General features: G+C 69.5%; 20 protein-coding genes and 4 pseudogenes. 8 read left to right on the top strand and 16 right to left on the bottom strand.

The genetic code is table 11. The features are described from left to right. Positions 1 to 43: 43 nt before the first annotated feature. The 4 genes and pseudogenes from ACZ4N5_RS35535 to ACZ4N5_RS35520 all read left to right on the top strand — a co-directional run. Positions 44 to 586: pseudogene (locus ACZ4N5_RS35535) on the top strand (IS3 family transposase); the annotation flags it as partial. Continuing rightward, a complete protein-coding gene (locus ACZ4N5_RS35530; RefSeq protein ID WP_467761150.1) occupies positions 529 to 1,224 on the top strand; it encodes an IS3 family transposase in 696 nt (231 codons plus the stop codon). The pseudogene ACZ4N5_RS35535 and the gene ACZ4N5_RS35530, both read left to right, overlap by 58 nt. 821 nt (positions 1,225 to 2,045) lie before the next feature. Beyond that, on the top strand, positions 2,046 to 2,963 hold the full coding sequence (locus tag ACZ4N5_RS35525) for an NADP-dependent oxidoreductase (RefSeq protein WP_467761161.1): 918 nt from the start codon (positions 2,046 to 2,048) through the stop codon (positions 2,961 to 2,963). A gap of 243 nt (positions 2,964 to 3,206) precedes the next feature. Continuing rightward, the gene (locus tag ACZ4N5_RS35520; RefSeq protein ID WP_467761149.1) at positions 3,207 to 3,461 is read left to right on the top strand and encodes a hypothetical protein; all 255 of its coding nucleotides are present in this window, start codon (positions 3,207 to 3,209) and stop codon (positions 3,459 to 3,461) included. On the opposite strand, the gene ACZ4N5_RS35515 is transcribed toward ACZ4N5_RS35520, so the two are convergent. From ACZ4N5_RS35515 to ACZ4N5_RS35495, 5 genes are all read right to left on the bottom strand, one after another. Continuing rightward, positions 3,462 to 4,058, bottom strand: a complete 597-nt coding sequence (locus tag ACZ4N5_RS35515) for a TetR/AcrR family transcriptional regulator (RefSeq protein ID WP_467761148.1) — start codon at positions 4,056 to 4,058, stop codon at positions 3,462 to 3,464. A gap of 133 nt (positions 4,059 to 4,191) precedes the next feature. After that, the gene (locus tag ACZ4N5_RS35510; protein WP_467761147.1) at positions 4,192 to 5,205 is read right to left on the bottom strand and encodes an NADP-dependent oxidoreductase; all 1,014 of its coding nucleotides are present in this window, start codon (positions 5,203 to 5,205) and stop codon (positions 4,192 to 4,194) included. A 73-nt stretch (positions 5,206 to 5,278) separates the two neighbouring features. Further along, positions 5,279 to 5,515, bottom strand: a complete 237-nt coding sequence (locus ACZ4N5_RS35505; RefSeq protein ID WP_467761146.1) for an alpha/beta hydrolase — start codon at positions 5,513 to 5,515, stop codon at positions 5,279 to 5,281. Further along, complete coding sequence (locus ACZ4N5_RS35500) at positions 5,512 to 6,189, bottom strand: alpha/beta hydrolase fold domain-containing protein (protein ID WP_467761145.1); 678 nt, start codon at positions 6,187 to 6,189, stop codon at positions 5,512 to 5,514. The genes ACZ4N5_RS35505 and ACZ4N5_RS35500 overlap by 4 nt, the downstream gene beginning before the upstream one ends. A 74-nt stretch (positions 6,190 to 6,263) precedes the next feature. After that, positions 6,264 to 7,079: an oxidoreductase gene (locus ACZ4N5_RS35495; protein ID WP_467761144.1), complete on the bottom strand. Its 816-nt coding sequence runs from the start codon at positions 7,077 to 7,079 to the stop codon at positions 6,264 to 6,266. A gap of 148 nt (positions 7,080 to 7,227) precedes the next feature. On the opposite strand from ACZ4N5_RS35495, the gene ACZ4N5_RS35490 reads away from it, so the two are divergent. Together ACZ4N5_RS35490 and ACZ4N5_RS35485 are read left to right on the top strand one after the other, a co-directional pair. Beyond that, entirely contained in the window at positions 7,228 to 7,449 is a 222-nt protein-coding gene (locus ACZ4N5_RS35490; RefSeq protein ID WP_467761143.1) for a hypothetical protein, read from the top strand. 286 nt (positions 7,450 to 7,735) lie between these two features. Beyond that, a complete protein-coding gene (locus ACZ4N5_RS35485; RefSeq protein ID WP_467761142.1) occupies positions 7,736 to 8,314 on the top strand; it encodes a Mom family adenine methylcarbamoylation protein in 579 nt (192 codons plus the stop codon). 96 nt (positions 8,315 to 8,410) lie between these two features. Here the strand turns inward: ACZ4N5_RS35485 and ACZ4N5_RS35480 are convergent. The 6 genes and pseudogenes from ACZ4N5_RS35480 to ACZ4N5_RS35455 form a co-directional block, all read right to left on the bottom strand. Then, a pseudogene (locus ACZ4N5_RS35480) lies at positions 8,411 to 9,176 on the bottom strand (SDR family NAD(P)-dependent oxidoreductase). A 79-nt stretch (positions 9,177 to 9,255) separates the two neighbouring features. After that, entirely contained in the window at positions 9,256 to 10,512 is a 1,257-nt protein-coding gene (locus tag ACZ4N5_RS35475; RefSeq protein ID WP_467761141.1) for an MFS transporter, read from the bottom strand. A gap of 26 nt (positions 10,513 to 10,538) precedes the next feature. Further along, positions 10,539 to 10,892 carry a cyclophilin-like fold protein gene (locus ACZ4N5_RS35470; protein WP_467761140.1) on the bottom strand — a complete coding sequence of 118 codons (354 nt, stop codon included), beginning with the start codon at positions 10,890 to 10,892 and terminating at the stop codon, positions 10,539 to 10,541. A 198-nt stretch (positions 10,893 to 11,090) separates the two neighbouring features. Beyond that, complete coding sequence (locus ACZ4N5_RS35465) at positions 11,091 to 11,756, bottom strand: SDR family NAD(P)-dependent oxidoreductase (protein ID WP_467761139.1); 666 nt, start codon at positions 11,754 to 11,756, stop codon at positions 11,091 to 11,093. Between the two features lie 53 nt (positions 11,757 to 11,809). After that, positions 11,810 to 12,220 (bottom strand): annotated as a pseudogene (locus tag ACZ4N5_RS35460) ((R)-mandelonitrile lyase). Positions 12,221 to 12,249: 29 nt separating this feature from the next. Further along, positions 12,250 to 13,266, bottom strand: a complete 1,017-nt coding sequence (locus ACZ4N5_RS35455) for a zinc-dependent alcohol dehydrogenase family protein (protein WP_467761138.1) — start codon at positions 13,264 to 13,266, stop codon at positions 12,250 to 12,252. A gap of 212 nt (positions 13,267 to 13,478) precedes the next feature. Between ACZ4N5_RS35455 and ACZ4N5_RS35450 the strand changes: the two genes are divergently transcribed. Next, entirely contained in the window at positions 13,479 to 14,363 is an 885-nt protein-coding gene (locus ACZ4N5_RS35450; RefSeq protein WP_467761137.1) for a helix-turn-helix transcriptional regulator, read from the top strand. 213 nt (positions 14,364 to 14,576) lie between these two features. On the opposite strand, the gene ACZ4N5_RS35445 is transcribed toward ACZ4N5_RS35450, so the two are convergent. Continuing rightward, positions 14,577 to 14,747, bottom strand: a complete 171-nt coding sequence (locus ACZ4N5_RS35445) for a hypothetical protein (RefSeq protein ID WP_467761164.1) — start codon at positions 14,745 to 14,747, stop codon at positions 14,577 to 14,579. A gap of 118 nt (positions 14,748 to 14,865) precedes the next feature. Then, positions 14,866 to 15,126, bottom strand: a pseudogene (locus ACZ4N5_RS35440) (IS3-like element ISRhosp5 family transposase); the annotation flags it as partial. Between ACZ4N5_RS35440 and ACZ4N5_RS35435 the strand changes: the two are divergent. Next, complete coding sequence (locus ACZ4N5_RS35435) at positions 15,109 to 15,339, top strand: hypothetical protein (RefSeq protein ID WP_467761163.1); 231 nt, start codon at positions 15,109 to 15,111, stop codon at positions 15,337 to 15,339. The pseudogene ACZ4N5_RS35440 and the gene ACZ4N5_RS35435 sit on opposite strands and share 18 nt — an antisense overlap. Positions 15,340 to 15,571: 232 nt before the next feature. On the opposite strand, the gene ACZ4N5_RS35430 is transcribed toward ACZ4N5_RS35435, so the two are convergent. The 3 genes from ACZ4N5_RS35430 to ACZ4N5_RS35420 are packed head-to-tail and all read right to left on the bottom strand — an operon-like array spanning position 15,572 to position 18,929. Beyond that, positions 15,572 to 17,992, bottom strand: a complete 2,421-nt coding sequence (locus tag ACZ4N5_RS35430; protein WP_467761136.1) for a SpoIIE family protein phosphatase — start codon at positions 17,990 to 17,992, stop codon at positions 15,572 to 15,574. Then, the gene (locus ACZ4N5_RS35425; protein ID WP_467761160.1) at positions 17,989 to 18,507 is read right to left on the bottom strand and encodes an AMP-binding protein; all 519 of its coding nucleotides are present in this window, start codon (positions 18,505 to 18,507) and stop codon (positions 17,989 to 17,991) included. Before ACZ4N5_RS35425 ends, ACZ4N5_RS35430 begins: the two co-directional genes overlap by 4 nt. Beyond that, positions 18,429 to 18,929 (bottom strand): hypothetical protein, encoded by a 501-nt coding sequence (locus tag ACZ4N5_RS35420; RefSeq protein ID WP_467761162.1) that lies wholly within the window; start codon positions 18,927 to 18,929, stop codon positions 18,429 to 18,431. Before ACZ4N5_RS35420 ends, ACZ4N5_RS35425 begins: the two co-directional genes overlap by 79 nt. Positions 18,930 to 19,574: the final 645 nt, after the last annotated feature.

Below are 19,574 nucleotides of genomic sequence, written 5' to 3'. Positions count from 1 at the left end.
ACCCTTCCGGTTCACTGTGCACCAACACAGCGAAAGGGCAGGGATGTTGCATCTGGCATACGACGACCCGCGCGGTTGGCTGCGGCACTACATCAAGAAGCACCAGGTCCCGGACCGGTCCTTGAGGGGGACGGGCTTCATCTACGTACTCGCGATTACCGGCACAGTGTCGTACGTAAGGTGGGCTCCACCGCAGGGCCACGTGCCCGCTTCGAAGCCCTGCGCAGAGGCACACCGTGTCGGGGCAACCGTTTCCCGGGCCTGGCCCTCGCCTGCACACCCGGAGTACCAGACCAACGAATCCCGCACCCTTGCGGCCTGCCGCGCGTTATCTCCCTCATCGACGCCCCGCAGCGAGCACTTCCCCGGGCTCGACTTCGTCAGCGCACAGCGCGAGGCCGTGAAAGCGGTTCTGGGCGTACGAGATCAGCCGCGGGTGTCCACGACAACGCCCGCCGTCGGCGCCCGCGTCGAGCGGGCCTTCTCCGATGCCGAGCTGACCGGGCGGATCCGCGAGATCCACACCGAATGGGACGGTACCTACGGCTCCCCGCGCATCACCGCCGAGCTGCGGGCCGAGGGCCGGCGGGTCAACCACAAGCGCGTCGAGCGCGTGATGCGCGAGGCCGGCATCGTCGGCGTGCACCTGCGCACAGTGCCCGCCCCCGACGCGGCCCAGGTCCCCGACCTCCTGCAGCGCGACTTCACCGCGCGCGAACCGAACACCAGTACGTCGGCGACATCACCTACCTGCCCGTCAGTGACGGCCAGTTCCTCTACTTGGCCACGGTGTTGGACCTCTGCTCGAAGCGCCTGACGGGCTGGGCGTTCGCCGATCACATGCGCACCGAGCTGGTCACCGACGCCCTCGAAGCCGCCGCCCGCACCTGCGGCGGTGACCTGGCCGGGGCTGTCTTCCACAGCGACAACGGAGCCCAGTACGCCTCGAAGGACTTCGCGAAGGCATGCCGCAAACTCCGCGTGATCCGCTCTCGCGGAGCGGTCGGGACAAGCGCGGACAACGCCGCCGCGGAGAGCTTCAACGCGGCCCTGAAACGGGAGACCCTGCAGGGCCGGAAACGCTGGCCAGGAGTACGCGAGGCCCGCCTCGCAGTCTTCCGCTGGATCACCCGCTACAACACCAGGAGAAGGCATTCAGCGATCGGACAGGTCAGCCCGATCACCTTCGAACAGCGAACGGTTACGCTGACCGATGCCGCATAGCAAACGGTGTCCACGACTCAGGGGAAAGCCCCGGAAAGGTCGGATGTGGCCAGCGGCCGCGCAGATGTCGGCAGCCGGTTCGTAGCGGAAATCAAGTGGCGCACGTCGCGATGCAGGTCCCAGGACGTCATTCGGCGGGACTACCTCGCCCAGGCCGCGAACTACACCGCCACCGGACCGCCTTTCGCCTTCCTGCTCGTCGGCGACGCCAGCGACCACTCCGCCGGCCACGGCGAGATCGAAGACAGCATCTGGGTGTTCAGTCACGCCCGCAGTACCACGGAGATCCCGCGCCTGATCGTGACAGGCGTCCTTCCGACCGCACGCAAGACCCCATACGCCCTACGCATACAGCGCCCGACCGGCACACGGAGCAGGCAGCGACGTAGCGGCCCGCCCAACTGACTTCAGGGCCCAGTTCACAACCTCGTCGGTGCGCCCGCACACCTGCCGAACCTCTGCTGCGAATCTCCCGCTCGCTACGGCCGGTGGACCGCGCTGCGGATGGCCGTATCGACGCTGCGGTCGTCCGCCAGTTCCTGGAGGTGGTGAGCTCCGTCCATTTGATGCTGTCCCGTGCCGTCCATCGACTCACCGCCTTCAAGGTGCTGAAGTGGCCCAAGGTTTCGCCATGAAAATGGACCATACCCTTGGGCTGCTCCGCTCCTAAGGTCGGAGACATGACGACGAGCGAATAGCAGTCCGGCCGACGCTGTCCAGATCGGCCGCGTCCTATCAGCCCCGCCGAGGGGATATCGAACAGGCTTTCCATCCCTGCAACGTTTCCACCAAAGAGACAATTGACCGAGGAGGCAATTCCCATGAAAGCGATCGTGGTGACGGACCAGGCTGCGGGGACGGCCGGGATGACGCTGGTGGAGCGGCCCGAGCCGCAGGCATCGATCAACGACGTCATCGTTCAGATTCATGCATCGGGCTTCGTCCCGACCGAGATGGAGTGGCCATCGACCTGGACCGATCGCGCCGGCCGTGAGAGGACACCGTCGATCCCCGGCCACGAGCTGGCCGGAGTGGTCACCGCCCTCGGCTACGGCACGACGGGGCTGTCGGTCGGGCAGCGGGTGTTCGGCCTCGCCGACTGGCACCGCGACGGCACCCTTGCGGAGTACGTGGCGATCGAAGCACGCAACCTCGCACCGCTGCCCGGCGACGTCGACTTCACCGTAGGCGCGTCCCTGCCAATCTCAGGTCTGACCGCGTGGCAGGGGCTGTTCCAGCACGGCCGCCTTCAGGCTGGCCAGACCGTCCTCGCCCATGGCGCAGCCGGGGCAGTCGGGACGATGGTCACCCAGCTCGCACGTGAGGCCGGCGCTTACGTCATCGGCACCGGACGCGCCGCCGACCGTGAGAAGGCACTCGACTTCGGCGCGCATGAGTTCGTCGACCTCGAGAACGACGCGCTGAAAGACGTCGGCGACGTCGATCTGGTCTTCGATGTCATCGGTGGCGACGTCCAGAAGCGGTCCGCTGCCCTGATCAAGACCGGAGGAACGCTGGTGTCCATCGTCGGCCCGGTCGAGGCGCGACCCGCTGAGGGCCTGGCGGTGGACTTCGTTGTCGAGGCCGATCGTGCCGAACTGGGTGAGATCGTGCAGCGGGTGCGGGACGAACGGCTGCGGACGAACATCGGTGACGTCTCGACCCTCGACGATGCCGTCGCCGCCCTCAACCCGACCGAGCGACGCAAGGGGAAGACGATCATCCGCGTTCATCCGTGAGGACTCGGGGACAGTGACCGGCGCGGGAAATGCGGAGCGGGTCAACGAGTCCTACGACGCAGCAGTGGTCGGCACGACGCGGCGCCGTGTCGGCGGTGAGCGCTGCGGTAGTCGCCCCTGACGGGGACCGGCTTCGAGGCTGTTCCCCGGAACAGAGGCCGCACATCAGCCGGAGGAATCCGGCGCCGTGCCGTCCGTGCGGCCAGCCCCGAGGGATCGTCGCGGGCTCGGCAGCGCTGCGGGGTGGGCTCCGAGGACTCCGCGGGCTCGCAACTCGCCGAGGTCTGGCAGACGGACCCCGGGCAGTGCGTCGAGAAGGTCGGCCTGGGCGGCACGGATGTTCTGCGCGGGAGCCTCGGGGCCGGTGCCAAGAGTGCGGCGGGCGGTCACGGTGTACTCGACGACCTGGTGACCGGCTTCGAGGAAACCGCCCGTGACTTCGCCTCCGCCAACGCCGGGATTCTCCCGCCCAAGATGCAGCGCCCTCTGTTCATCTAGCTAGCCGCTGCCCGGCGGTTGTGCGCTGAGCAGAGTGAGGGCGTTGCGGATGCCCTCTTCGAGGATCTCGTCGGAGAGTTGCCGGTCGGCCAGGGCGCGGGAGAGCTGCAGCGTGCCGACCATCATGGCGTAGACGCTGAGGGTCTTCGTGCGCACCGAGCGCGGATCGGCAGGCGCCAGGCGAGCGGCGATACCGTCGATGACGGCGAGCACGCCGTCGGTGTACGCCTGCTTGGTCTCGTCCGCGCAGCGCCCTATCTCATCGAGGAGTGCGGCGGAGGGGCAGCCGTCGTCGGGACTGTCACGGTGCTGGGGCGACAGATACCACCGTACGATCTGCTCGAGTCCGGCGATCCCGGGGGCCGCCTGCTCGATGACGTTCGCGTACTGCACACGCAACTGGTCCGCGACCGCGGCGGCCACGAGGTTGTCCTTGGATTCGAAGTGGGCGTAGAAGGCGCCGTTGGTCAGTCCGGCGTCCGCCATCAGCGTCGAGATGCCCGAGCCGTCGATACCGTCCTTCTTGAACCGGCGGCCGGCGGTCTCGATGATCCGCTGCCTGGTCGCCTGCTTATGCTCTTTCCCGTAACGCGCCACGCGCTCGCTCCTTCGTGCGCCGGAAGGGCCGCCTACCCTCCGCCCACTTCACCATATTGGATTACGAACGAACTCCAATGGTAGGCGAACGGCATCCGGAGCACCGCCACGCCTTCTCTGCGGCCAGCCCGATTCAGTCGTTGTCGGGTGCCATCGAGATCACGACCTTTCCGGCCGTGGTACGCCCCTGCTCGACGTACGCCATCGCCTCGAGCGTCTGGTCGAAGGGGAAAGTGCGGTCGATGACAGGGCGGAGCCGTCCGTTGTCGTACAGGGCGCCGAGTTCACGGAGCTGGGCGCCGCTGGCCTGCATGAAGAAGAACTCATAGCGCACGCCCAGGGCCTTGGCCTGCTTGCGCACCTTGCGGCTGAGCGCGTTCATGGCCACGCCCATGAACGAAGGGGCGTCGAGTTGCCTGGCGAACCCGGAGTCCGGTGGGCCGGCGACACCGAGGGCCAGGCCGCCCGGCTTCAACACAGTCAGCGACTTCTCGAGGTTCGCCCCGCCAAGGGAGTCCAGCACCAGGTCGTAGCCGGACAGCACCTGCGAGAAGTCCTCCTTCGTGTAGTCGATGACGATGTCGGCGCCGAGGCTCCTGACCAACTTCTCGGTGCGGGAGTTGGTGGTCGTTGCCACCGTGGCACCGAGGTGCTTGGCGAGCTGGATGGCCGTCGATCCGAGGCCACCGGCCCCGGCGTGGATGAGCACCTTCTGACCCGGCATCACGTGGGCGCGGTCGACGAGGATCTGCCAGGCGGCCAGGGCCACCAGGGGCACCGCGGCCGCCTCTCGGAGGGTGAGTGACTTCGGCTTGGGCGAGACGTCGTCCTGGTCGATCGCAATGAACTCGGCGAAGCCTCCGATCCGCAGGTCGCGGGGACGTGCGTAGACCTCGTCGCCGACTGTCAAGTTGCGTACGGCCGACCCGACCTGCGTCACGATGCCGGCGACGTCGTGGCCGAGCACGAACGGAGGCTTGTACTTCAGGAGTCGTTTGAACTCCCCGTTGCGGACCATTTTGTCCAGCGGGTTGATGCTGGCGGCGCTCACCCGGACCAGGACGTCGCCGTCCCCGACGGTGGGCTCGGGAACGTCTGCGGCGCGCAGGCCGTCCTTGCCGTACTTCTCGACGACGAATGCCTTCATGTCAGCCATCCCTTTGCGTGATCTTCTCGGTTGCCTTCTCGGCGGACGATGCGCATGTCCGGGCAGCTTCCACTCAGGTGCCGAGGTGCTGGCGAAGCCACTGACCCATCTGCCCGATCGCCCGGTCCACCTCGGGCACGCGCCCCGCGCCCAGGATGAACGAGTGCTGGCCCTCGGGCAGCGGGCGGACCTCGGAGAGGATCTTGAAGTCGGCGAGTCGGCGGCCGAAGTCGGCGCCCTCGCCGGCAAGCGCCTCGTACTCGCCGTAGTGGAGGGCCGTGGGCGGCAGGCCGATCAGGTCGGCGTTCACGATGCTGATGTCGGGGTCGGTGAGTCCACGCCGGGGTCCTGCAGCCAAGCCGCTCGGAACTGCTCGAGGATGTCCCGGCTGAGCATCTTGTCGAGTTCCTCGTTCTCGTCCACCGTCGGGTTGCTGATGGTGAGGTCGGTCCACGGCGAGATGTTGACGATCGCCCCGGGGGCTGCCTCGCCCTTGGCGAGCAGGCGCAGCGGCAGCGCGACCGCGAGGGTGCCTCCGATGGAGTGGCCGGTGCTGCCGATGTTCCGCGGCTCGTAGCCCTGCGCGAGCAGCCAGCGGTAGGCGGTCTCGGCGTCGTCGATCTGCGCCGGGTGGGGGTGCTCGGGCGCCAGGCGGAAGCCCACGACAAGCGAGCGGGCTCCGGCCGCCTTGGCGATGTGGCCGGCGGCCTTGCGGTCCGATGCCACCGAGGCGGCGACCGATCCGCCGACATGGAAGTGAAGCAGCGCCTTGTCAGGATCGGCGCCCTCAGGGATGACCCACAGGGCGGGGACGCCATCCGCGTCCACGTCGGCGTAGGTGACGCCTTCCGGCTCGGTCGATGCCGAAGCATGTGTGTCGACGATGTCGCGGACGACGGCCAGATCGAGGCCCGGCGTCGACGCCTTCGCGCGCACGCTTTCGAGGAACTGCGCGAACTGCCGTGCTTCCGCGCTGATTCCCATGGTGCTGCTCCTTGTCAGGTGAGAGCTGAACGCGCCTCTCGCGCGCACTGCAGGTCGACGGGCCGGGTGCGACGTCAGCCGGGCATCCGGTTGAACCTGCGGATCTGCTTGTCGAAGATCCCGGCGGGGACGAGGCGTCGCGCGGTGGTGATGCGTGAGGCGAGCGGTCCGGCGGTGTAGCGCAACTTCGGCTTCGGGGCGGTGGCCGCCGTGACGATCTTCTTGGCGACGACGGCGGGGTCGTCGCCGGTCTTCATTGCCGCAGCGACCACTTCGTCGAAGACACGCCGCCTCTCCGCATACAGCGGCAGCGGGGTGTCGGGCTGCGCGGCATTGGCGTCGAAGGCGGTCCGGGTGTAGCCGGGCTCGACGAGCAGGACGCGGACGCCGTGCTCGCGGACTTCGTGGTCCAGGGACTCGGAGTAGCCCTCGATGGCGTGCTTCGCGGCGACGTAGAGGGCCATGTAGGGCTGCGGGATGAAGCCGAGGACGGACGAGAGGTTGACGATGCGTCCACGGCCCTGGGCGCGCATGTGCGGCAGGACGGCCTTCGTCATGCGGACGAGACCGAAAAAGTTGAGGTTGAAAAGGCTCTGGGCCTGGGCGACGGAGTTCTCCTCGGCGGCGCCGGCCGAGCCCAGACCGGCGTTGTTGACGAGGACGTCGATCCGTCCGAACCGTTCGATCACTTCCTGGACGGCGGCGGTGACGGATTCGTCACTGGTCACGTCGAGGTCGAGGAAGGTCACACCGGCGGGCGGGGTGAGTCCCGAGGTGTTCCGTCCGGTTCCGATCACCTCGAACCCGGCTGCGGCGAAGGCGCGAGCGGTTGTGTTACCGATCCCCGATGACGCCCCCGTCACCAGTGCTACCGGCCGATGTGTCGCCATGACGGACTCCCAGAGCAATTGAATTACGATCGTTTACCTTACGGTCATAATGCTATGGCGGTGTGGGGCGAATGGCAAGGCGCTGCCCCGGCGACCGCATGGTCGAGAACCTCCGGCTTGGCGTGGGTCGCATGAAGGGAAAGCAGAGATGGGCACACCGAGCTACGACGAACTGCTGAAGACCATCGCCTCGCAGACCGAAGGCCTGGCCGCATCACTCGCAGCGCTGAAGGACGCCCCGGCTCCGGTCAAGGCCCAGGCCCGCGCGTCCATCACCTCGAACCTGGACACCTACGACGTGACCATCGGCGACAAGTACCTCAACGACGACATCGTCTACGCGGTCGGCAAGTCGCTCGGCGCTCAGTAGCACGGCCACCGACATCACCTTGCGGCCCGCAGTCGCGCCTGCCCCGCGCCGGGCCGGGATCTCGGCCGGGTTGCTCTCGGCCGGGGTAAACGCCATGGCTGGGCCACCCGTGAGCGATCCTGGGCAGGGTTAGACGGCGTGCCGGCACCGGCAGACGCAGTGGACCCAGCCGGCGAGCCGACTTGGGCCAGCGCGCCGCTGCGGACGGCCGCGGTCCGGCCACCCCCGGCTCCGCCAGTCCGTCAACAGATCGACCCATAGGTCTAGTACGGCCTGAAGTGCGGAATTGTCCCCTCGCGGTGCGCAGAAGGTCCCGTACGTCGAGTCCCTGGAGTGCTCGCGGTCCGTCCTCGTGGACGAGGTCCCGGCCAACGCCGAGAGCTGGTTCCTGGCCCGCTGCTTCGACGACCTCCTGGTGCTCGGCGTGCGCGGGGTCGTCTCGTTCGCCGATCCCGTGCCGCGCAGGGATGCCTCCGGCACCTTGGTGGCTGTCGGGCACGTCGGCACGATTTACCAGGCCACGAACGCGCTCTACAGGGGCAGGGCGACACCGCGGACCGGCAAGCTGCTGCCGAACGGCGTTGTGTTGAACGAGCGCATGGCGCAGAAGGTGCGCCGCCGGGAACAGGGCCACGAGTATGCGGAGAAGCTGCTGATCCGGCTGGGAGCGCCAGCTCCTCGCGCCGGCGTGGACCCGAAGGTATGGCTGCGGGAGGCGCTGGTGGCTGTGGGAGCCCGGAATCAGCGGCACCGCGGTGTACATCGGTTCGTGTACTGCCTTGGCTGGAACCGACGGGAGCGGGAGAGTATCCGGCTGGGCCTGCCGACACTCAGCGCCTATCCGAAGACGCCGGACGGTTGGTGAACCTCGCCATGAGCACCCAGTCGAGGGTGTTCGACGTGCCCGAAGATCCGCGAATACCTGATCACGGGCCTCGGGGCTCGAGTCGCTCTCGGCCAGTCACTGGGCGGTGTAGCCGCCGTCGACGGGCAGGGCGATGCCGGTGACGTAGCTGGATCCGGGGCTGCACATCCACAGGACGGCCTGAGCGATCTCCTCGGCGGTGCCGACGCGGTCGATGGCCTGGCCGGCTTCGGCCTGGTCGCGGTCGAGTTCGCCGCCGTCGACCATGGCGTCGACCATGGGGGTGGCGATGGTGCCGGGGCAGACGGCATTGACGCGGACGCCGCGGGAGCCGTATCCGAGGGCGGCGCTCTTGGTCAGGCCGATGACGCCGTGCTTGGTGGCGTGGTAGGCGGCGCGGCCGGGGTTGCCGACGAGCCCGCCGAGGGATGAGCAGTTGACGATGGCGCCGCTGCTCTGGTCGCGCATGTGGCGCAGTTCGTGCTTCATGCTTGCCCAGATGCCGCGCAGGTTGATGGCCTGGACGTGGTCGAACCGGTCGGCGGTCTCGTCGGCGGCGTCGGTGGGCGGGGGCATGACGCCGGCGTTGTTGTAGGCCATGTCGAGGCGCCCGAAGGTCTCCACCGTGCGGTCGACGGCGGCGGCGACGTGGTCCTCGTCGGTGACGTCGCAGACCAGGGCGAGGGCCTGGTGCCCGGCGTCGGTGAGCTCCTTCGCCGCCTTGGTGACGGCGTCCTCGTTGATGTCGGTGAGGCCGACCAGCGCCGGCTTCGGCCAAGGCGCGGGCGGCGGCCAGGCCCATGCCGGAGGAGGCGCCGGTGACGAAGGCGACCTGGCCGGTGAAGTCGTAGGTGGGGTTCATGTCGTTCTTCTCCCGTCGAGAGGCGGGCCGTGGTGGAGGGTCGAGAGGCGGGCCGTGGTGGAGGGGCCCGAGGGGTGGGTCAGTGCCGTGAGGGCACCGGTGCGGTGGTGTCGTCGTGTACGGGGGCCGGGGCGGTGCGCTGGGCCACGATCCGGGTCTGCCGCCGGGTGCCGGTCAGCGCGAGGGCGATGAGCGGCAGGAGGGTGAGGGTGGCGGAGAGGGTGCCGACCAGGGCCGGTCCGGTCAGGCCGAGGGAGGTATCCAGGGCCGTTGCGGCGAAGGCAGAGCCGGCGGCGATGCCGGTGTTGTAGGCGGAGGTGGTCAACGCCGAGGTCAGGGTGGGGGCGTCGCCGGCGAAGCGGACGGCGAGGGAGGTGACGACGGGGTTGACAGTGAACCCGGCCAGGGCCATCAGGAAAACCAGGGCGACGACTGTGACCGGGTCGGTCGACAGCGGGATCAGCAGGAGCAGGGCCAGGGCGGTCACGGTGGCGGCGGGGATGGTGGTGGCCATGGGGTGGCGGTCGCCGAGCCGGCCGCCGATGGCGGTTCCGCCCAGGGCGCCGAGCCCGAAGACGATCAGGACCAGTGGGACGGCCCCGGCCGGGATGCCGGCGCGGTCGGTCAGCAGCGGGGTGATGTAGGTGTACGTGGCCAGGACCCCGCCCATGATCAGGACGGCGGCGGCCAGCGCCAGCCACAGTCGGCCCTGCCGCAAGGCACGGACCTCGGCCCGTACCGAGACCTCGGCCCGCTGCTCCGTTCGGGGGATGAACCGGCCGACGAACACGGCGGCCAGGGCGGCGAGGAGGGCCAGGGCCCAGAAGGGGCCGCGCCAGCCGGTGTACTGGCCGACGAAGGAGCCGATCGGCACGCCGACGACGTTGGCCAGGGTCAGGCCGCCCATCATGACGCCGACGGCGCGGGTGGCGCGGGCGGGGCCTGCGGCTGCGGTAACGATGACGAATCCGACGGCCCAGAACGCGCCGGTGGCCAGTGCGGTGATCACCCGGGCGGTCAGGACGACGGTGAAGGAGGAGCTGAGCGCGGCGACGACGTGCCCGAAGGCGAAGACGGTCAGGGCCGAGACGAGGGTCAGGCGGCGGGGCAGGCGCAGGGTGGCCAGGGCCATGGTCGGCCCGCCGACGATCATGCCGATCGCGAAGGCGGTGATCAGCAGGCCGGCGTGGGAAACACTGGTGCCGAAGTCGCCGGCGATCTGCGGGAGCAGTCCGGCGATGACGAACTCGGTGGTGCCCATCAGGAACGTGCCGGCGGCGAGCACCCACACGACGAGGGGCAGCTTGCCCGCTCGGGTGCTGGCTGCGGGAGGCATAGGGGTACTTCTCTTCCTCTGGGGGGTCAGGAGGCGGCTTCGATGGTGATGCGTGTCGCCCGGCCGAGCTGGTCGGCGCTGACGTCGAGGCGGCCGAGGATGAGCAGGTCGGCGGAAGGCGCGGGCCCGTCCTGGTAGAAGAGGGCCAGGTTGCCCCAGGGGGCGTAGTAGGCGATGTCGCCGACCTTGGCGGCGGCCGGTTCGGGGGCGCCGGAGGTGTCCAAATTGCGCGGCAGGTCGGCGACCCGCTCCGTGCTGTGGAAGTCCTCAAGGTCCAGGGTGAGCGGCAGCAGCTCTGCGAAGTCACGGGCGGCGGGGCTGTCGTTCAAGGTGGCCTCGACGGGACGGCCGTCGAGGGTGACCTTGACCTTCGGCTCCATGGGGGTGCTCCTCTGGGAGGGGGATGGCGGGGTGAAGGTCGTCGTCTGATGCCCCGCGGACGCGGAGGACGTGCGGGCCGGGGCGTTCTCCTGCGTGTTGCCGGAGCAGGGGGTCACGGCCAGCAGCGGGCGGCTGCCGGCGCGGCGCGGACCAGAGCACGGCGGATTGCGGAGTTCATGAGGGGGGCCTGAGACTCGTCACGCGGGCATGGGCTCGGCGTAGTGCCGGAAGGTGCCGCGCTCGGTGTGGATGGCGTACAGGCGCTCGGCCAGCGCCTTCGGGCTAGAGTGATCGGCGTCCGGCCGGATCGCTCCGGGAATGATGAGCTGGGCGGCGTGGATGTTCTCGGGCGCCAGGGCGTCGTGGAGCATCGCGGCGTAGGCGCTCTCGGCGGCGAACGCGATGGAAGTGCCAGCCACTTTGGGGTTTGGGCGCACGGCACTGCCGCCGTTGACGAACAGCAGCGTGCCCCGGCCCAGCTCCCGCATCCCGGGCAGGACGGCGTGCACACAGGTCACCGGCCCTTTGACGGAGAAGGCCAGCGGGTCGTCCAGGTCGGTGGCGGTCGTCTCCATGACCGGCTTCATGAAGTCGCCACGGGGGACCGGGCTGAACTGGAGGACCTCGATCGGCCCCAGTTCCCCGGCCGCTGCGGCCAAAGCCGAGGTCAGGGAAGCGGGGTCGAGGACGTCGGCGGCGTATCCGCCGGCCCGGATGCTGTCGCCGTCGAGTTCGCCTGCGAGGGCGTTGAGGTGGTCGGCGTCGCGGGAGAGGAGGGCGACGTGGTGGCCAGCGGCGCCGAAGCGGCGGGCGGCGGCCAGCCCCAGTCCGGGGCCGGCACCGACGAGGGCGAACGTGGTCACGGTGAGCCTTTCATGTGAGGACGGCGCGGACGCAGGGTCGGTGGGCCGCGGTGTCAGTGGGTGGCCGGGGCGGCGGTGTATTCGTCGTCGGTGACGGGGTTCAGCCAGTGCACGACGGCGTGGTCGTCGTCTCCCTCGTTGATGGCCAGGTGGACCATCAGCCGGTTCGGGGCGGCGCCGTGCCAGTGCTCCTCGTCGGCCTCGAACAGGACGCGGTCGCCGGGCCGGATGACCTCCACCGGTCCGCCGCGACGCTGGCACAGGGCAATCCCTTAGGTGACGAAGACGGTCTGGCCCAGTGGGTGGCGGTGCCAGTGGGTGCGGGCGCCGGGCATGAAGTGCACCAGGCTGGCGGTGACCCGGGAGGGGGCGGGGGCTGCGGCGACGGCGTCGATGTAGACGTCGCCGGTGAACCAGTCGGCCGGGCCCTTGGCGGTGTCGATCGAGCTGCGGGTGATCTGCACGGAGTGCTCCTTGTCTGGTCGGAAGGAGGTCAGGGCTTGAGGAGGGCCTTGATGGCGCGGCGCTCGTCCATCGCCTGGTAGCCCTCGGCGACCTGGTCCAGAGGCAGGGTGAGGTCGAAGACCCTGCCCGGGTCGATGCGGCGGGCCAGGACGCGGTCGACGAGGTCGGGCAGGTAGCGGCGTACCGGGGCGGGGCCGCCGCGCAGGCCGACGTGGGAGAAGAACAGCTCCTGCCCGTCGACGGCGACCTCGTGGGGGACGCCGACGAAGCCCACGTTGCCGCCGGGCCGAGCGGAGTGCAGGGCCTGGCTCATGGCCTGGGCGGTGCCGACGCACTCCAGCACGCTGTCGGCGCCGATGCCGCCGGTCAGCTCCTTGACCTTCTCGACTCCCTCGTCGCCGCGCTCGGTGACGATGTCGGTGGCGCCGAACTCCCTGGCGAGCTTCTGCCGGGATTCGTGCCGGGACATGGCGATGATCCGCTCCGCGCCCATCTCCTTGGCCGCGATCACCGCGCACAGGCCCACCGCGCCGTCTCCCACGACCACGGCGGTCGAGCCGGGCCGCACCTCGGCGGCATCCGCGGCCCACCAGCCGGTGCCCATCACGTCGGACACGGCCAGCAGACCCGGCCAGAACTCCTCGCCCGGCACCTTGTCGGTGGCCACCAGGGTGCCTTGGGCGTTGGGGATGCGCACGTAGTCGGCCTGGCAGGTGGACATGAACTCGCGGTGCAGGCAGTTGGACTGGAAGCCGTTCTTGCAGTTCGCGCAGGTGTTGTCGGAAGTGGCGAAGGAGCCGACGACGAACTGCCCCGGCCGGACCGCGGTGACCTCGGAGCCGACCTCCTCGACGAAGCCGACGTACTCGTGGCCCATCGGGTGCGGGTCGCCGATCGGCTCGGCGCCGCGGTAGGGCCACAGGTCGGAGCCGCATACACAGGTGACGGCCGTGCGGATGATCGCGTCGGTGGGGTGGAGCAGCTTCGGGTCGTCCAGGGACTCGAAGCGGACGTCGCCGGGGGCGTGAATGACTGCGCCGCGCATGAGAGAGCTTCCTTCGCGTGCCGAGGCGTGCGATCCCGGATGCCGGGGTCGCCGCCGAGTGCAGGGCCAGGTGCAAGATCCCGTCGTGATGACCGGGCGAAAAGCACCACGTCATCCAGGTAACCCGCTCTTCGCGCGGGGAGCGAGACACCATCAAGGGGTGTACTGCCAGTACATCCCTATGGACGCGGGCGGGACGTACCGTCGAAAGCGTGGACAACCAAGAAGAGGTCCGCGAGTTCCTGACCTCGCGGCGCGCGAAGATCACTCCCGAGCAGGCCGGCCTGCCGTCCGGGAATCGGCGGCGGGTACCAGGCCTGCGCCGCAGTGAGGTCGCCGCGCTCGCGGATGTGAGCGTGGAGTACTACGCCAAGCTGGAGCGCGGCAACCTCGCCGGTGTCTCTCCGGCCGTCCTCGAAGCCGTCGCACGCGCCCTCCAGCTCGACGAAGCCGAACGCGCCCACCTGCTGAACCTCGCCCACGCTGCCGACGGATCCGACGTCCTCACCCGCCCGCGGCGCCGCACCGCGCAGTGGAAGGCGCACCGCAGCCTGCCGTGGGTCCTGGACGCCGTCACCGCCGGCCCTGCCTTCGTGCGCAACGGCCGCATGGACCTGCTCGCCACCAACCAGCTCGCCCGCGCCTTCTACGACGACGTCTACGCCACGGCCGGCAACCAGGCGAACCTGGCCCGCTTCAACTTCCTCGACCCCGCCTCCCGGCGCTTCTACCCCGACTGGGACCAGGCCGCCGACGTCGCCGTGGCCATCCTGCGCACCGAAGCCGGCCGCAACCCCCACGACAAGGACCTCCACGACCTGATCGGCGAGCTGTCCACCCGCAGCGACGACTTCCGCACCCGCTGGGGCGCCCACAACGTCCGCCACCACGGCACCGGCACCAAACGCTTCCACCACCACACCGTCGGCGACCTCACCCTCGCCTACGAAGGGCTCGAGATGGCCGCCGCACCCGGCCTCACTCTCACCATCTACACCGCCGAACCCGGCTCGTCCCACGAAGAGGGCCTGCGCCTCCTCGCCTCCTGGGCCGCCACTCAGAACGTCAGCTCGCCCGCGGAGCAGAGCGCCGACTGACCACCACCCGGTTCCAGAGGCGTGCGCCGCCGGAGCGGATCGGAGACGACGCCCGTGAGCGCACGGCGGCCGCGCACCTGGTCGTCGACGGCACGTGCCATGTTGTGCCATCGCTTCGGCGGCCAAGACCAGAAGCCGGCAGACAGCGTAGGACTCCGTGCGAAAGAGCGGCGGCACCCGGGCGGGTGCCGCCGCTCGGCGTTGACGCCGGGGTCAGGGCCGTCGTCGCCGGCGGGTGAGGTCGGGGACGGAGGCATGGGCGGCCACCTGCTGCTCCAGGGCCGCGTTGGTCTCCTTGAGCTTGCTGTTCTCTATCTCCAGGACGTGGACGATCCGAGCCAGGAGCTGTGCCTGTCCGCGCAGATCGTCGCGTTCGGCGCGCACGCGGGCCAGGTCCTGCTGCTTGGCCGCGCGGGGTGAGGTGGGCCTTGCGCTGCTGTTCGCGGGCGGCGATGGGGTAGGGGTCGAGGCCGGCGTCGGTGTCCGCGTCGATCTGATCGCCCCAGCCGGCCAGGCGCCGGGAGGCGAGGTCGATGACCGTGGCCAGATACAGGAACTTCCCGCCGGCCAGTGGGAGATACGTGATATCGCCGACGTACTTCGTATTCACGGCCGCAGCGGTGAAGTCGCGGCCGATGAGGTCGGCTGCCTTCGCGGCGGCCGGATCCCCAACAGTGGTGCGGTGCTTCCTGCGCAGCCGTAGTCCAGCAAGACCGATGGCCTGCATGAGGCGGGCGACGCGCTTGTGATTGATCCGTTCGCCGTCCGTCACACCCCGCCGGACGACCGCCGCCGACAGCGTGTCGTGGAGGTCCTCGACACCGACCCCGACCGCCACTGGCACCCGCGTGACCTCGCCCGCCACCTCGGCGACGTCTCCCTGGGCACCATGCGCCGACAACTCGACCGATGGGCCAGCAACGGACTCATCCACAAAGCCGGACCCGCCGCCTACACCAGCCAAGGCACCTCATAAACCCCTTGCCACCAGCGCGAATCCGTTAACTACCCGGCCTTGGGTCAAGGCCCGAGAGCGAGGCACGTCTGCTCGCTGCAGCCGAATGAGGTGGCGGGGGCGGACCGGGCAGGCCGCCCCGGCGCCGCCGCAGTCCGCTCAGGGGCCCAAGCCCCGGCACGGGGCCCCATGGCAGCCGGATGCCTGCACGCGTGCCGCTGTGCGAGGCCGCGACCGAAATGGCCTGCGACGGTCAGGTGAGCGTGCCGGCCAGTGGTTGCTCGGTCCACACCGTTTTGCCTTCGCGGGTGTACCGGGTGCCCCAGCGTTCGGTCATCTGGGCCACCAGGAACAGGCCGCGCCCGCCCTCGTCGGTGGTACGGGCGCGGCGCAGGTGTGGTGCGGTGTGGCTGGTGTCGCTGACCTCGCACACCAGAGACCGTTCACGGATCAGCCGCAGGGTCGCAGGACCACTGGCGTACCGGTAGACATTGGTGATCAGTTCGCTGGCGATCAACTCGGTGGTGAACGCCAAGTGCTCCAGACCCCATTCGGTCAGCTTGGCCGAGGTCAACGCCCGGGCCCGGGCGGCGCTGGCAGGCTCCAGCGGCAGACTCCACGAGGCGACATCGTCCGGTGGCAGGACGTGGGTGCGGGCGATCAGCAGAGCGACGTCGTCGATGGGGCGCGATGGCACGAGCGAGTCGACCACCGCTTGGCATGTCCGTTCCAGCGCGTCCGCAGGGCGGGAGAGCGCCGCACACAGTTTGGTCAGGCCGACGTCGGCATCGATGTTGCGTTCGCCGATGACTCCGTTGGTGTACAGGCACAGCAGGCTTCCCTCGGCCAGGTCGATCTCCCGGGCCTCGAACGGCAGCCCGCCCAGGCCGAGCGGCGGGCCGGCGGGCAGGTCGAGCGGTGCCGCCTGTCCGTCCGGAGCCGTCACCACCGGCGGCGGGTGGCCGGCACGGGCCACGGAGCAGCGCCGGGATACCGGGTCGTATACGGCGTAGAGGCAGGTGGCGCCGACGACCTGCTCGCCCACGGGCCGTTCGCCGGACCCCTCCTGTTCGGCGGCCAGCAGATTGACCAGGTCGTCCAGGCGGGAGAGGACCTCGTCCGGTTCCAGGTCGAGGCTGGCGAGCGTATGTACGGCGGTACGCAGCCGGCCCATGGTGGCAGCGGCATGGATGCCGCGTCCCACCACGTCGCCGACGACGAGGGCGACCCGGGCCCCGGACAGCGGAATGACGTCGAACCAGTCGCCGCCCAAGCCTGGTGCCGCGCTCGCCGGCAGGTAGCGCAGGGCAACCTCGACGGCCGACTGGTCCGGAACCGCCCGCGGCAGAAGGCTGCTCTGCAAGGTGAACGCGGTCTGCTGCTGCTGGGTGAAGCGCCGGGCGTTGTCGACGGCAACGGCAGCGCGCGAGGCGAGTTCCTGGGCGAGGGTGAGATCGTCCGCCTCGAAGGGATCGGGGCGGAGCGAACGCCACAGGGTCATCACGCCGAGCACCAGGCCACGCGCGGCAAGAGGTACCACGATCAGCGAGTGGACGCCCAGATCCGGAGCGTGGACCCCCTGGCGGCCTTTCATTGAGAACCAGTCGGGATGGAGAACTGGTTCCAGGACGGGCCGCCCTTCGGCCAGGCATCTGGCCTGGGGTGTGTCGGGCCCGAACTCCACCGGTTCACCCTCGGGGTGGGGCGGGCCGGGTTGCTGGGCGCCGACGCTGCAGGCACCCACTCGTACCACAGGCCCTGCCATGGCTTGCGCCAGTTCCTCACCGCGCGTCACCGGCTGAAGCAGGTCCACTGACGCATGGTCGGCGAGGTGCGGCACCATCACCTCGGCGAGTTCACGAGCGGTCTCTGCCACGTCGAGGGTGGTTCCGATGCGACTGCCGGCCTGGTCGAGGAGCGCGAGCCGACGCTGGGCCCGATGGCGTTCGGTGATGTCCTCGATCATCTCGGCGACACCCAGGATGCGGCCGGAGGGGTCCTCCATCCGGAAGGACGAGACCATCGCGACCCGCTCCTGTCCCGGGTCCCGCTCCAGGCGAACGAACTGCTCTGAGTAGACCAGCGGTCTTCCGGTCTCCATCACCTGGCGCACACGGTCCACGGCCTTGCGAGCGTCATCGGCGACGAGGAAACAGCCCGTGGGCAGCCCCCGGAAGTCTGCTGCCGGGACGCCGGTGACGCGTTCGATGGCCCGGTTGACCCGGAGAAGAGTCAGGTCGGGGCCGTGGACGACCAGGCCGACCGGGCTCCGGCGGTACAACCCATCGAGAACCGCGCGGTCTCTTTGCCACTCCAGGAGGTCAGCCGCGAGTACGCCGGCAAGAATCCACTCACGGACCCGGTCATGGCGTGAGAGCGCATGAGCCCTGAGCCCCATTTCGACGAGTCGCCCGTCGCGGTGCCGCACCTTGAGCACGCCGAACCAGCCGCCGGCTCTCCTGCAGTTTGCCGCGGCCTCCGTGACAGTCGCCAGATCACGAGGATCGACAAGGACCTCGAACGCCGGACGACCGATCACGGCTGCGTCCGGATGGCCGAGCAGTTCCTGGGCCCGCCGGTTCCATCCGACCACGACTCCCCGCTCGTCGAGCACCGCCAAGGCGGCGTGGTGCAAGGCGAACGGATCGTCGTGGCTTTCGCTGAACTCCTTCATCCGCTCCTCCACCGCTGGACACCACCTTGTACTCGGTCACCGATGTTCTGCCGCCGGTCCAGACCGCGGCCGGTGACCGGCATGACGGCATCCGGGGCGGTGGCTCTGCGTTCCCCAATGCACGCTGACCTGCTGAAGCCATGTAAGCCTATTGAAACCCGCTGGGGGCCGCGGCTCCCCCGCCGTGTGGCACGGCGTGGCGTGCATAAGGGCATACGGCAGGCACCGTGACCCGCGCATAACATCATCTGCTGGCGGGCGGAGATCACGGCCTTCGGCCTCGCGGTGGTGCCGGAGGTGTAGATCAGGCAGACCGGGTCGACGGAGACCGGTCCGTCGGCGACGTCCACCTTGTCCGCGCGACCGTTACCGCTCCCGGCGTCGGGCCCCAGCCCGGTCAGCGGTGCCGCGTCCAGGTCTTCGAAGGCGGTCATTGCTACGCCTGCCTCACGGACGGCATCCCGGGTGGCGGCCGACGCGGCGACCGCGAGAGCCGGCTCACAGTCGGCCAGCACGTGGCGCACCACGTCGCTGCGCACCTGCTCGTGCAGGACGGAGAGACCACGCCAAGCCGGGAGGCCCCGAACAGAAGCCGCACCACTGCCGGGGCGCTACGGCCTACGGTGGGGGCGTCGAGGAGCTCGTGGATCACGATGGCTTGCGGGCGGATGCTCATGACCGGGACCGGGCCACCTCCGCCTCCCGGCAGTGCGCAGGACGAGGCCGACCAGGCCGTCGACGCAGCGCAGGACGGCCGGTTCCAGGTCTGCGGGGACGAACTCGACGTCTTAGACACCGTCTCCAACATCTGGATGGAGGCGAAGCCGTCCAGTTCGCTCAGGTCATCGGTGGCGGCGACCAGCGTGGGCTTGGCGCCCTGGACGTCGGCGACGGTGTTCACCAGGGTTTCGCGTACCTGCGCGGGCGGGTACGGCATGGCGTCTCCTGGTCCGGTGCGCAGGGTGTCAGCAGCACCCTGGGTGTCTGCGCTAGGCAGTTCGGCGCATGTGGAGTGGATCTGCGGAGGCACGGGGCGCCCGCGTTGCACCCGGCGCGCGGCCAGGTAGCACTGGCCGGCGAAGGCGTCCCAAGCGTCGGCCTGGTCGGCGGCGGAGCGCACGCGAGCGGAACCGGGCGAGCGGGCGAGCGGGCGAGCGGGCGGTGTCGAACTCGCCTGCACCGAGGGCCGTAGCGAGCTGCTTGAGGTGGGACACGATGCGGTTCAGCGACACGATCGGGACTTCCCGTGCGGTGATCCTTCCCGCCAGGACCTGGCGGTAGAAGCGCTGGACGTGCCAGCCCGCGCGCTTTCCACGATTTCACGAGCATCGGCACGCCGTCCACTGCGGCAGAATTCTCTTCTGCTGGTGCCACCGCTCCCCCACTCCCCCATGAAAACGCCAAGGGCCGCCTGTCCACGCCCACTTGGGAAAAGTAGGCGCCTCCACTGACAATGCCCATGGGAAAGCACAAATTCAAGAACCCCGCTACGCCACGCGTGACGTGAATACACCACCTCCCTCTCAGACAGAGGGGATCAAGAGCCACTGCCAGCCGACACCTCACCCTTCACGGTCACTGG

This window comes from Streptomyces sp. NPDC026500, from assembly GCF_055567635.1.
The sequence above is the reverse complement of the archived record's forward strand: the minus strand, read 5'-3'. Positions and strand labels throughout refer to the sequence as shown.

Coding starts and splice junctions, on each gene's coding strand:
- ACZ4N5_RS35455 (WP_467761138.1), bottom strand. CDS start 13,266: ATGCGCGGCGCAGTCATTCACGCCCCCGGCGACGTCCGCTTCGAGTCC.
- ACZ4N5_RS35475 (WP_467761141.1), bottom strand. CDS start 10,512: ATGCCTCCCGCAGCCAGCACCCGAGCGGGCAAGCTGCCCCTCGTCGTG.
- ACZ4N5_RS35490 (WP_467761143.1), top strand. CDS start 7,228: ATGGGCACACCGAGCTACGACGAACTGCTGAAGACCATCGCCTCGCAG.
- ACZ4N5_RS35530 (WP_467761150.1), top strand. CDS start 529: ATGGGACGGTACCTACGGCTCCCCGCGCATCACCGCCGAGCTGCGGGC.
- ACZ4N5_RS35510 (WP_467761147.1), bottom strand. CDS start 5,205: ATGAAGGCATTCGTCGTCGAGAAGTACGGCAAGGACGGCCTGCGCGCC.
- ACZ4N5_RS35525 (WP_467761161.1), top strand. CDS start 2,046: ATGAAAGCGATCGTGGTGACGGACCAGGCTGCGGGGACGGCCGGGATG.
- ACZ4N5_RS35470 (WP_467761140.1), bottom strand. CDS start 10,892: ATGGAGCCGAAGGTCAAGGTCACCCTCGACGGCCGTCCCGTCGAGGCC.
- ACZ4N5_RS35430 (WP_467761136.1), bottom strand. CDS start 17,992: ATGAAGGAGTTCAGCGAAAGCCACGACGATCCGTTCGCCTTGCACCAC.
- ACZ4N5_RS35500 (WP_467761145.1), bottom strand. CDS start 6,189: ATGGGAATCAGCGCGGAAGCACGGCAGTTCGCGCAGTTCCTCGAAAGC.
- ACZ4N5_RS35495 (WP_467761144.1), bottom strand. CDS start 7,079: ATGGCGACACATCGGCCGGTAGCACTGGTGACGGGGGCGTCATCGGGG.
- ACZ4N5_RS35420 (WP_467761162.1), bottom strand. CDS start 18,929: ATGCCGTACCCGCCCGCGCAGGTACGCGAAACCCTGGTGAACACCGTC.